The organism is Allomuricauda sp. TY007 (assembly GCF_010468565.1).
Taxonomy (GTDB): domain Bacteria; phylum Bacteroidota; class Bacteroidia; order Flavobacteriales; family Flavobacteriaceae; genus Flagellimonas.
In genome coordinates, this window is sequence record NZ_WUEG01000007.1 from 178,857 (window position 1) to 191,698 (window position 12,842).

Sequence of the window (12,842 nt, forward strand, 5' to 3'; positions counted from 1 at the left end):
AAAGCGTTTAGGCCCTTCGACTACGCTCAGGGCATAATTCGTTTACGGTAAGCAAAGCTTACCTAACTCATTATGGGGCCGACCGGTTTTGACAGCAAGACCAATGGCGATGTAAGCATGTCGAGCGCTGGGATATAGCTCGTAAATCTCATGTTTCACACTTTTAATTGGCGAAAATAATTACGCTCTTGCCGCATAATCTGAATTATAGTAAGATGTGCCTCGTCCCTACAAGGTAGGGAAGCGAGATGTTCCTGAATAGCCCTTGTTGACGGCGATTCGTTTAGGAGCACCAAAAAAGTCAACACAAGGGTGTCAGTTCGCTTTGGCGACACCTCTAAAACCTAAAGAAGCTAAGTGTATATTAGGCCGTATCTGGTCAGGTATGCATCGAAAATTAAGCAGATACTAAGCATGTAGAAAGCATGGTTATTGCTTGTTTGGACGAGGGTTCGAATCCCTCCGGCTCCACTGAAACACCATCAAAACACAACATTAAACCTGTAAATTACTGATTTACAGGTTTTTTTATTTTACTTGATTTCATTTTATATCAAATATTATCATTAAAAAAGGGACCTATTCGGTGAGCATTAATTTACCTCAAAAAGACTCACCGATTTATTTGTAAGAAATTGATTTTGTGTTAAATATGAAAACTATGTTTTTATATTTTATACTTTTATTTTTGTTAAAAAAGATACCAAAAATGAGTCATTCTTTCTCTCAGCTATTTTATCTCAAAGGAAAACACAAGGAAAAAGACGTGAAAGTGCCTATATACCTACGTTTAACGGTAGATGGTCAACGAAGTGAACTCAGTGTTTCACGCAAAGTTGACCCACAAAAATGGAGTGCTCGTACAGGGAAAATGAAGGGAACGAACCTTGAAGCAAATGAATTGAATCAGTATTTGGATACCGTTAGGAGCAGAATAAATAGAATTCACCGTCAACTTGTAGAAGACAATAAACCCTTTACCTCTTCGGATATAAAAAATTTATATTTGGGCAAAGGTGAAAAGCATAAAATGCTTTTAGAACTCTTTGATGGGCATAACCAACAGATGAAGAAGCTCATTGATATTGACTTTGCACTAGGCACGTACAAAAGATATCATACCACAAGAAACCATGTGGCCGAATTTATAAAGTCTGAATTCAAAAAATCGGATATCCCCGTCCGGGATGTCGATTTGAAATTCATCAAAGGATTTGAGTACTTCCTTAAAACAGTCAAAGAATGCAACCATAACTCCGCTTTGAAATACATCAACAATTTCAAAAAGATTATCCGAATGGCCGTAGCTCATGAATGGATTAGTAAAGACCCTTTCTACAATTATAAGGTACAGTTCAAAACAGTAGAACGGGAATTCCTTTCCAAAGAGGAATTGCAAGCATTAGTGGACAAAAATATTAAAGGAAAACGCCTAAATATCGTTCGGGATATGTTTGTGTTCTGTTGTTATACCGGCCTCTCTTATATTGATGTCCAAAAATTACATCCCGATAATATCGTGAAACATATTGATGGCAGCTTTTGGATCAAGTCCAAACGTACCAAGACAAAATCCAGATTGGGTATCCCCCTACTCCCAACTGCCCTGGGTATTATCCAGAAATACCAAGACCACCCCAAGGTTATCAATGGGGATTGTGTATTACCTGTTTTGAGCAATCAAAAATCCAATGCCTACCTTAAAGAAATTGCTGACCTCTGTGGAATCAAAAAGAATCTCACCACTCATTTAGCCAGACATACTTTTGCTACCACTATAACCCTTTCCAATGGAGTTCCGATAGAAACAGTGGGGCAAATGTTAGGTCACAAAAATCTAAGGACCACCCAGCATTATGCCAAGATCATTGATAGAAAGGTTAGTGAAGATATGGCTGCTTTGAAAGAAATTTTAGGCAATCAAAGTATAGCTAAAATTGAAAAGATGTAGAATCTCATTATTAATGAACCAATTCCTATTTGAAGGAAATCGCAACGTCATGCAAGATAAAAAAGACATTGACCACCATTTGGGCAGCACACCTTTGCGATGACCGTTACCTTTTCCAATGGGGTGCCGATTGAATCTGTTAGCAAAATGCTAGGGCATACTTCTTTAAAAACAACCCAAATCTACACAAAGGTATTGCACAGCAAAATTTAGGACGATATGGAAAAACTGAAAAATGACCCTGCCCTATTGGAATTTGCAAAGTCAATATGAATTTAGCGATATCCTAAAAGGGGTAAGGCTACATCATAACCAAGAGCAGCTTGCAATGGAAAAAGCGTATTTGGGTCTTTTTCTTGAATACTATCAGATATTATAGAACCATCTACAGTTTCCAAAACTGTTCTAACTCTTTCAAGTTTGTCAGAAGGAATTGAAAAGGGTGAATGAGTTCTATATAATATTTGATAATTGTCTGATAAATCCAGAGAAATCCATATACTGACAGTACGTGCCCCCAAAGATGATTTTCTTAACGTTACTGTAGATTTCCAGTTCTCCGTCGAAGCCCATCCCCGATTCCTCAAAACCCATGGCTACTTTCAACGAAGTGTAGGTGCTCGCAAGGGTTTCGAAAAAGAGCAGAGAGGTGACGACGCACTGTCGCCATACAGTTTCAATTCTCCATCCCTAAAATCAATGTCGTGAGTGAACCATTTGGTGCCAACGATGTTGTAGATATCCTTGAAGGTAATCTCACGTTTTAGGGCGTGTCAAAATCGATATAGTCCTTTTCCTTGGTTATCGGGTGCATGGATAGTTTCCAACTCGACATCTGAATAATACAGGTAATTTTCATTCATAGGTTTCTTTGTTCACAAAAGAATCAAGTATAAATACTTGTATTTTACCTAATTCAAAATATCTCAGTGATTTTAACAGGTCTATTCTCCCTAAGTGATTTGATTGCTGCCAGACCTATTTTCAAAGATTGAAGTCCATCATTTCCATCAACCGGTGTCTTGTCATCATTTTCAAGGCTCTTTGCAAAGTCACAGATTTCGTTCTTGTACGCTTCCCTATACCGCTCCAAGAAAAAATGTAAAGGCAAGGCTGCATGTATGCCCTTATCGTTGTATAATTTATGGGAATCCATAAAGTTGTTATTGGACTGAACCATGCCCTTGGATCCAAACACCTCCACCCTTTGATCATATCCGTAGGACGCCTCCCTACTATTATCAATCACGGCCATAGTACCATCAGAATATGTAAGCGTTACCACTGCAGTATCTATATCACCTGACCTACCAATGGCCTCGTCTATAAGAACGGCGCCCTTGGCATATACCTCCTCCACTTCCTTATCGACCACAAAACGGGCCACATCAAAATCGTGAATGGTCATGTCCAAAAAGAGTCCGCCCGATTTTTCAATGTAACTTATGGGCGGGGCCCCGGGATCCCGGCTGGTAATCTTGACCAAGTGGGGTTGACCCACAGCTCCGGTCTTCACTAAATCCTTTACTTTTCTGAACTCTTTGTCGAACCTACGGTTAAAGCCCAACATGAGCTTGACCCCGGCCTTGTTCACAATATCGAGGACCTCCACTACCCTCTCCAATGATAGATCGAGGGGTTTTTCACAAAAGACATGGATACCGGCCTTTGCAGCCATCTCCACATAATCTGCATGGGTGTCGGTTGGTGAGCAGATCACTATAGCGTCTATGGGGGTCATTGTCAACATTTCTTCGAAGTTAGAAGCAATGTACGGTATGTTCTTGTTCCTGGCATATTGTCTGCCCTCTTCCAAGGGATCCATGGCCGCGACCACTTGGACCCCTTCCATTTGGCAAATGTTGCCCAAATGAATCTTGCCTATTCTGCCCAAACCGGCAACGGCGAATTTTGGTTTTTTCATGAATTTGATTTCTATAAACTATAATCCCAATGTTTTAATATAATCCCTATTTGACTTGGCGCATGCTTTTGGGTTTCCCATGCCCGGCAAAATATCTTGTTCCACGACAATCCAATCATCGTATCCAGTCCGGCACAACAAATCCACAATTGCCTTAAAATCAATATCTCCTTTCCCCAGTTCACAAAAAACCCCATTTTTGAGTGCATCGAAATAATCCCCTTGGGCCTTTCTGGATCTCAGGGCAGCTTTGGAATCATAATCCTTAAAATGAACGTGCCAAATCCTGTCCCTGTATTTTTCCAAAGCTTTTATCGGATCCCCTCCTCCAAAGGCATAATGGCCCATATCCAAACAGAGTCCCACCAAATCGGGATCAGTAAGTTCCATAAGGGTATCTATTTCTTCAGGGGTTTCCACATAACCCGCACAATGGTGGTGGAAAACGGTTCTTATGCCAAAAGCATTCTTTACGGCCCTTGCTATTTGATTGGCTCCTTTTGCGAAAACCTCCCATTGGGCCTGTGAAAGTCCCATTTCTGGAGTTATCCTTCCGGCATTCTTAGTTCTTTCCACTACCGAGGCATTGTCGTCCGCCAATACGATAAAGGCATCTTCATAGCCGGCCTTGTGCATCAGGTTTGCTACACGCATGGCAGATTCAAGGCCCTCCAGGTGTTTTGATTTATCTGCCAGAGCAACGGGAACAAAGGCCCCCAAGAGCTGAAGGCCCCTTTTGGTTATTTCCTTTCTCAAAAGGTTAGGGTTGGTCGGCATATAGCCCCAATCGCCAAGTTCGGTGCCCAAATACCCCGTTTCCTTGATCTCGTCCAAAACTTGTTCAAAACCTATTTCTTCAGATTTTTTTTCGAGTTCGAATTCCAGAGCCCCCCATGAACAGGGGGCATTTGCTATCTTGATCATTTGTTATCCTTTAAAATTTGCGCGACCAAATATTTGGCCAACGTTCTATGACCACCTTGGTCTGTGTGAAAAATTCAATGGCATGCTTCCCTTGGCCGTGCAGATCGCCAAAAAAGCTATCCTTCCAACCACTGAAGGGGAACTGAGCCATTGGCGCGGCAACACCTATGTTGATTCCAATGTTTCCTGCATCAGCTTCGTTCCTGAATTTTCTGGCATTGGCACCACTGGTCGTGAACAGGCAGGCCATGTTCCCATAATTGCCTTTGTTGACAAATTGCAGGGCCTCATCAATGTTCTTCATCGATATCAAGCTCATCACCGGACCAAAAATTTCAGTTTGTATCAACTCTTTGTCCAAGGCCACATTTTCCAAAATGGTGGGGGTTATAAAATTTCCCTTTTCATATCCGGAAATCGTTGCATTTCTACCATCCAACAAAAGTTTGGCCCCTTCGTCCACCCCTTTTTGGATGAGTCCTTCAATCCTTGTTTTGCTTTCTGGGGTAATCACCGGTCCCATATCCACATTGTCCAGACCATAGCCCGTGGTCCTGTTCTTTACTGTTTCATAAATGGAATCCTTGATCTCTCCTTTGTCATCGCCCACAGTGATAATGGTTGAGGCGGCAAGGCACCTTTGTCCGGCACATCCATATACTGAATCCGCAATGATCTTGGAAGACATTTCAATATCCGCATCAGGCAGTACGACCACGGGGTTTTTAGCTCCTCCCTGTGCCTGCACCCGTTTTCCATTGGCCGTTCCCTTGGAATAAATGTAACGGGCCACCGGGGTACTTCCCACAAAGCTTACTCCTTTTATGATGGGGTTTTCCAATATCGCATCTACGGATTCCTTGCCTCCATGTACCAAGTTCAACAACCCGTCCGGAATATTGAGCTGATCGATCAGTTCAAAGACCTTCATCATGGTCATGGGCACTTTTTCCGATGGTTTTACGATAAAGGCATTCCCCGTGGCAATGGCGTAGGGCAAAAACCAAAATACGATCATTCCCGGAAAGTTGAACGGAGTGATGCAGGCTGCCACTCCAAGTGGTTGGCGGATCATCATCTCATCGATACCCGTGGCAATGTCCTCTATGACATCTCCTGCCATGAGCATAGGGGTACCACAGGCCACTTCAACATTTTCTATGGCTCTTTGGATCTCCCCAAGCGATTCAGCCCTGGTCTTTCCCGATTCATTGGTAATGACCTCTGCCAATGCTTCCCGATTGTCCTCCAATAAGGTTTTGAGCTTGTACAGTACCTGTGTTCTTTTCATAACGGGTACTTTGCTCCATTCTTTGTATGCTTTATGTGCGGCCTTGGTCGCCCGATCTACATCCTTTGCGGTATCCGCACCGTAAGGGACCTTTGCCAAAACTTCTTGATTGGCAGGATTATGTACCGCTATCGAATCTTTTGATGCGCTTTCGGACCATTTTCCGTCAATGTAATTCTTTAAAATATTCATTTTCTTGTTATTAAGGCTATATTAAAATAATTTTTTTTATTATGAATTGCTTCCGAGCAATATGTAAATCAGTATGGTGACCAAGCATAGCCCAATGGACATCGCTTTGGTGTATTTCCAGGAAACAAGGCTGACCGCACCCACATCTACCATATTGTATGAACTTTTTCGGGGATAAAAATGGGAGACCACAAACATGATGGCCACATTAAGGACAAACTCAATGCCCCACAAATGCACGAAATGGATCCCGTGTTCCGTATAGATCCACGACATAAAAATGTAGAACAGAAGTCCAAATATCAATGCCGCCTTCGCCCCTGTGGCCGAAATGCGCTTCATGAAAAACCCTGCTAACAAAATGGATGCAATAGGGATAAAATAGATACCGTTAAGCTCTTGGAGCAATTGGTAAAGTCCGTCCGGTGCATTGGCCATCATAGGAGCCGCGAATATGGCTACCACCGCCAAAATTGCTGATGTGGCCTTGCCGACTACCACAAGTTTGCTGTCACTTATATTCTTATTGATATGCTTTTTAACGATGTCTATGCTGAACAGCGTGGCCACAGAGTTGAGTACGGAGTTGAACGTGCTCAATACAGCACCCATGATGACGGCCGCAAAGAAACCGATCAGCCATGTTGGCAATACCTTTTTTACCAGTTGTGGATAAACACTGTCCTGGTTGCCATAATAGGCATCCTGAAAATAATAGTAACAGATTACCCCTGGCAACACGATAATCAATGGAATCAGAATTTTGAACAAACCCGTAAGCAAAAGACCCTTTTGTGCCTCCTTAAGGTTTTTGGCTCCCAATGCTCTTTGGACAATGGTCTGGTTCATACCCCAGAAATACAACTGGTTTATGATCAATCCCGTGAACAGCACTTCAAACGGCAGTACGGAATCGGGTGCCCCAACGACATTGAACTTTTGCGGTGCAAATTCATATACTTCGGTTAGGCCGTGCAATACATTGCCATCACCTATGGCCATCAAGGCGAGAAAGGGAATGAGCAAACCGCCCAACAAAAGGCCGAACCCGTTGATGGTATCGGAAAATGCAACCGCTCTTAACCCCCCAAAGATGGCGTAAATAGATCCTATGGCCCCAATGACCACCACGGTAACCCACAAGCCCTGTGTCTTGTCCACCCCCAAAATTTCCGATACGCCAAAAAGGCTCTCTATACCAATGGCACCGGAATACAGTACTATGGGCAACAGAGTGACCACAAAAGAAAAAATCAAGATGACGGCTACTAATGAACGTGTAAAACTGTCAAAACGGTTCTCCAAAAACTGGGGGATTGTGGTGAGTCCCATTTTAAGGTATTTGGGTACAAAAAACACGGCTGCCACAACCAATGCTATGGAAGATGTCACTTCCCATGCAATAACGATGAACCCATTGACGTATGAATTCCCATTCATGCCGATCAAGTGCTCCGAAGAAATATTTGTCAATAGCATGGAACCGGCAATCACTGTCCCCGTAAGGCTTCTTCCACCCAAAAAGTAACCATCTGATGAACTCAGGTTGGTTTTTCTTAGACTGTACCAGGTAAAGAGGGCAACTCCTCCCGTAAAAAGGACAAACGATGCCAGCATGATGATCAAATCTGAATCCATTGGATTGGTTGGTTTAGTTGAGAGGGGTTATAGGTAATATTTTTGGGTCTTCTTATTGTTTTGATAGGTTTCAAAAGATTCTTTGACGGCATCTTTTTCAGATACTTCGGCCACAGCAACATCCCACCAAGCAAAACCTGGCACCCCTTTTTTGCGATCCACTTCAATGTAGATCAAAGTGGTCCTATCAATGGTCTTTGCCTCTTTTAGGGCTTCCTTGAGTTCGGCTACGTTGGATGCTTTTATGACATGAGCACCCATGCTCGCAGCGTTCGCGGCATAATCCACAGGCAGCAATCCACCGTCCAGATGTTCCGTTGCTACGTTACGATATCGGTAGTATGTACCAAAACCTTCGCTCCCCAAAGAAGCAGAAAGAGAACCAATACTGGAATAACCATCATTGTTCAATAAGATGATGGTAAGCTTTTGCCGTTCTTGAATGGCAGTAACTATCTCCTGTGACATCATCAAATAGCTGCCATCGCCCACCATCACATAGATTTCACTATTAGGTCTAGCCATCTTGGCGCCAAGGCCACCGGCAATTTCGTAGCCCATGCAAGAGTATCCGTATTCCAAATGGAAACCTTTCGGATTCCTTGTGCGCCATAATTTATGTAGATCACCGGGCAGGCTTCCTGCTGCACAGAGTACAATGTCCTTAGCTTCAGAAAAATTGTTCACGGCACCTATGACCTCGCCTTGAAAAGCAGGTGTTCCGTTTTTTTCCGCATATATTCCGGATACAAAATCATCCCAGCTTTTGTTGAGTTCCATTACTTTTTCTCGGTATCCCTCCCCTACTTCAAAATCTGAAAGTTGCCGATCCAATTCTTCGAGAATCACCTTGGCATCTCCCACCAAGGGAATTGCACCGTGTTTGAAAGAATCGAATTCGGTTACATTGATATTTATAAAACGGACATTCGGGTTTTGGAAGCCTGATTTGGATATGGTGGTAAAATCACTGTAACGGGTTCCTATGCCTATGACCACATCGGCTTCCTTGGCCACTTCTATGGCCCCTGGGGTTCCCGTAACACCGACTGCACCCAAATTTTGGGGCACATCATAGGGCAACGATCCTTTCCCCGCATAGGTCTCTGCCACTGGAATTCCTGTTCGGGCAACCATTTTTTGCAAAACTTCGGTGGCTCCACTATAAATGGTCCCTCCCCCGGCAACAATGAACGGTTTTTTGCTCGTTTTAATGAGTGAGACAGCCCGTGCCAACAAGCTACGATCAGGCAATGTCCTCCCTATTGTCCATTTTTTTTTCTCGAACATTTCAGATGGAAAGTCATAAGCCTCAGCTTGGACATCCTGTGGAATGCTCAGGGTTACCGCACCTGTCTCCGCAGGAGAGGTCAATACCCGCATGACTTCAGGTAGGGCAGTAATCAGTTGTTCTGGCCGGTTGATTCGATCCCAATATTTTGAGACAGGCTTAAAACAATCGTTTACAGAAATATCTTGCGTAGTATTGGATTCAAGTTGTTGCAATACGGGAGCCACTTGTCTTGTTGCAAAAATATCCCCAGGGATGAGCAGTACCGGAATCCGATTTATGGTCGCCAAGGCTGCGCCTGTGACCATGTTTGTTGCTCCAGGCCCTATGGAGGTGGTACAGACAAAGGTTTCCAAACGGTTTTTAACCTTGGCATAGGCCACTGCAGAATGGACCATTCCCTGCTCGTTACGAGCCACATAAAACGGAAATTCCGGGTCTTGGTGGAGTGCCTGCCCGATTCCTGCTACATTTCCATGTCCCAAAATCCCAAAACATCCGGCAAAAAATTTGTGCTCCCCGCCATCTCGTTCCACGTATTGGTTCTTAAGGTATGCGATGGTCGCTTGGGCCACTGTCAATCGTATTGTTTTCATTGATCTTTCTCTTTTTGGTTGTACTTAAAAGTGCACCTTTTCACAATCCGTTTCATCTTTCCTTCATTGATATTGCACCTGGCTGTTCCATATTTCAGAAACCGCCTTTATCCTCTATAAATTTCAGGGATTCTTCCAGGGTCGGCATAAAATTGGCACACCCATTTTTGGTCACCACCTGTGCTCCGCTGGCATTGGCCATCCGGCATGCTTTGTACAGGCCCCAGCCTTGAAGCAGACCATATAAAAAGCCGCCTGCAAATGCATCACCCGCTCCCAATACGTTCAAGACCTCTACCGGAAACCCGGGCACATCTTCCCGTGAACCATCTTTTGAATAGATGCTTACCCCTTCCGAGCCCCTTTTCACCAAAAGCGTCTCAATTCCCGAAGAAAGCAACCATGTTATTGATTTTTCAATATCCCCTTTGATCTCGGGTGCCGATATCTGTTGGTGTTTGATGACCACCTGTGATGCCTCGCTAAGAGTAGCCGCAAGAATTTCCTCTTCGGTACCTATCGCAATCTTGACTTTGGGCAAAATGGCTCTTACGGTGATTCCAAAGGCACGGTAGTCATGCCACTGATCTGCCCTGAAATCGAGGTCCAAAACAATGTCAACATCATTTTTCTGAGCTATCTCGGCGGCAAGAAAGGTTGCGCTCCTACTGGGTTCAACGTTCATGGCCGTACCGTTTATGAGCAATATCTTATGATCTTGTATGTTGGCCTTCAGTACATCATCTATATCTACTTGGCTATCGGCCGCATTATCGCGATAATAGACTAAGGGAAACCTGTCGGGAGGTTCGATGCCCAAAATGACCGCACTGCTTCGTGCTCCATTTTTGACTGGAATGCAGTCTGTGTTCACCTCTTCTTTTTTCAAAAAGTTGATGATGAATTCACCTACTTTGTCTTTGCCCACCGCTGTAAGCAGGCTGGGTTGAAGTCCAAGCCGGGCACAAGCCACCGCTATGTTCAGAGGAGAGCCTCCCACAAAGGCGTCAAATCCTTTGATATCATTGAATGGGTAACCTATGTTCTGCGAATACAGGTCTATGGAAGATCTTCCGAATGTAATCACATCGTATTTCTTATTGCTCATCTTTTAGTGTTTGTTCATTTGTGCGGTAACCAAGGGCAACCTATTGTCTTTTGTTTTCCATGAACCATAGATCCACTCATGATCGGGATCTGTGGTATTGGCCAAGCACTGGTCGGTGCCGGCCAAAAAATTGAGGTAGTAACAATGGAAACCATGCTCCGCCACTACTGGGTGAAATCCCTTTGGGATCATAACCACATCATTGTGGCGTGGCCTTACTATTTCGTCCAAAGAACGGTCTGCCGTATATACTTGTTGAATGGCATAAGCCTCTGGTTTTTGGAATTTGTAGAAATAGGTTTCCTCTTGAACGGGCTCCAATACATTTCCTTCTGCATCCAAAATCCGTTCATCATGCTTGTGTGCGGGGAAGGAACTCCAGTTGCCCGATGGGGTGTAAACTTCACGCACCACAATCTTACTGCATGCAAAACCGGGTGGTACCAAGTCGTTGAACTGTCTTGTTGCGTTGTCCCCTCCAAAAATGACCGTAGGCGTTTCTTCGGGCGTGATAAACTTTGCTGGATATTCCCCATCAGATTTGCACCATCCGTAGGCAATATCCAAAGTATCGCTCGTTGCGGTCAGTTCAAACCTACTGTCCCTTGGAATGTAGAGGGTGTGTGCAACTCCGCTGAACACATCTTTCCGCCCATTCTTCGTTTCCCATGTTCCCTTATCGCTCTTCACTCTAAAGTTTCCGCTGAGGAGCACAATGACCATTTCATTGTCTCCCGTACTGTGTTCCCAGTTCTCTCCCCTTCTCATTTCCCTAGCACCAAAACTCAGATAGTTCCAATTTGCGGTCTCTGGTGTTATGCTATGGTATGTTCCTGGTATTTTAAGAGGTTTGACCAATAAATGGGATTCTTTTCTCATCTGCTCATTACTATTTTGTTGTTTGTCCTTATTCTTTCTGCCTTGCCAGTGGCTCCCAAAAGTTCAAATTTTTGCAACATGAACTTTTCGTATTCTTGCATGTATTCCTTTCCGGGCAGTATTGGATCGAACAAGTCTGGAGTCTGTTTAAAAAACTCCCGATGCACCCTAGCCCAGAGCAATCTCGTATCGGTCGCAATATTGATTTTGCAAATACCGTACTGTATGGATTTTACTATCTCTTCAGAAGAAACACCCGCTGCTCCCTCGGTCAACTTTCCACCTGCTTGATTGATTCGTTCTATCTCTCCTACATTGACGGCAGAGCCCCCGTGCAGTACAATGGGGAAACCGTTCAACCGATCCTGTATTTCTTTTAGTATATGGAATTGGATTCCCTGGCCTCCCGAAAATTTATAGGCCCCATGGCTGGTCCCGACCGCTACGGCAAGACTATCACATTTTGTGGCATTGACAAACACCGCCACTTCGGATGGTTGGGTGTAGCAGGAATGTTCCTCTGCAATGTCGATATCGTCTTCCACACCTGCGAGCACACCCAATTCAGCCTCCACGACCATATTGGCCTGGTGGGCCTTTTCCACCACGGTACGTGTCCGCACCACATTGGTCTCAAAATCATCGTGGGAAGCATCGATCATCACAGATTGGTACTTTTTCGAGTTAATGGCGTCAAAGGCATGCTCTTCATTGCCATGGTCCAAATGAACGGCATATACAGCCTTGGGATAGATCTTTGCCGCGGCATCGATCATGGCGGACAACATTTTTGCATGGGCGTAGCTCCTTGCCACGGGGGTCAACTGCACTATAAAAGGAGCATTGGCCCGCTGTGCGGCACTAAAAAGCCCGTGCACCTGTTCCATTGTAAAAACATTTACGGCCGCAATGGCATATTTGCCGTAGCAGTCGTTAAAAAAAATCTTGGGAGAAACAACCATGTCCTTTTATTTTTTTAGTGGTCAGACAAAAGCCTTAAACCGAGGTTAAAAGAACAAAAAAAACGCTATGCCCGAAAGCATTGGGG

9 protein-coding genes, 1 other RNA gene and 1 pseudogene are annotated in these 12,842 nt (G+C 44.1%); 3 read left to right on the forward strand and 8 right to left on the reverse strand.

All coding sequences use genetic code 11. The features are described from left to right. Positions 1–74: 74 nt before the first annotated feature. From ssrA to GO009_RS09820, 3 genes and pseudogenes are all read left to right on the forward strand, one after another. Positions 75–474: a transfer-messenger RNA gene (gene ssrA / locus GO009_RS09810) on the forward strand. Between the two features lie 235 nt (positions 475–709). Further along, the gene (locus GO009_RS09815) at positions 710–1,951 is read left to right on the forward strand and encodes a site-specific integrase (protein WP_163626034.1); all 1,242 of its coding nucleotides are present in this window, start codon (positions 710–712) and stop codon (positions 1,949–1,951) included. 20 nt (positions 1,952–1,971) lie between these two features. Then, positions 1,972–2,164: pseudogene (locus GO009_RS09820) on the forward strand (tyrosine-type recombinase/integrase); the annotation flags it as partial. Between the two features lie 703 nt (positions 2,165–2,867). On the opposite strand, the gene iolG reads toward GO009_RS09820, so the two are convergent. From iolG to GO009_RS09860, 8 genes are all read right to left on the reverse strand, one after another. Next, on the reverse strand, positions 2,868–3,875 hold the full coding sequence (iolG, locus tag GO009_RS09825; protein WP_163626035.1) for an inositol 2-dehydrogenase: 1,008 nt from the start codon (positions 3,873–3,875) through the stop codon (positions 2,868–2,870). Positions 3,876–3,893: 18 nt separating this feature from the next. After that, complete coding sequence (locus GO009_RS09830; protein ID WP_163626036.1) at positions 3,894–4,799, reverse strand: TIM barrel protein; 906 nt, start codon at positions 4,797–4,799, stop codon at positions 3,894–3,896. Positions 4,800–4,809: 10 nt separating this feature from the next. Further along, positions 4,810–6,282 carry a CoA-acylating methylmalonate-semialdehyde dehydrogenase gene (locus tag GO009_RS09835; RefSeq protein ID WP_163626037.1) on the reverse strand — a complete coding sequence of 491 codons (1,473 nt, stop codon included), beginning with the start codon at positions 6,280–6,282 and terminating at the stop codon, positions 4,810–4,812. 39 nt (positions 6,283–6,321) lie between these two features. Further along, positions 6,322–7,920, reverse strand: coding sequence for a solute:sodium symporter family transporter (locus tag GO009_RS09840; protein WP_203532427.1), 1,599 nt, complete (start codon positions 7,918–7,920; stop codon positions 6,322–6,324). 27 nt (positions 7,921–7,947) lie between these two features. Beyond that, on the reverse strand, positions 7,948–9,807 hold the full coding sequence (gene iolD, locus GO009_RS09845; RefSeq protein ID WP_163626038.1) for a 3D-(3,5/4)-trihydroxycyclohexane-1,2-dione acylhydrolase (decyclizing): 1,860 nt from the start codon (positions 9,805–9,807) through the stop codon (positions 7,948–7,950). Positions 9,808–9,901: 94 nt separating this feature from the next. After that, entirely contained in the window at positions 9,902–10,915 is a 1,014-nt protein-coding gene (gene iolC / locus GO009_RS09850; protein ID WP_163626039.1) for a 5-dehydro-2-deoxygluconokinase, read from the reverse strand. Between the two features lie 3 nt (positions 10,916–10,918). After that, complete coding sequence (gene iolB / locus GO009_RS09855) at positions 10,919–11,794, reverse strand: 5-deoxy-glucuronate isomerase (RefSeq protein WP_163626040.1); 876 nt, start codon at positions 11,792–11,794, stop codon at positions 10,919–10,921. Beyond that, on the reverse strand, positions 11,791–12,756 hold the full coding sequence (locus GO009_RS09860) for a class II fructose-bisphosphate aldolase (protein WP_163626041.1): 966 nt from the start codon (positions 12,754–12,756) through the stop codon (positions 11,791–11,793). The genes iolB and GO009_RS09860 overlap by 4 nt, the downstream gene beginning before the upstream one ends. Positions 12,757–12,842: the final 86 nt, after the last annotated feature.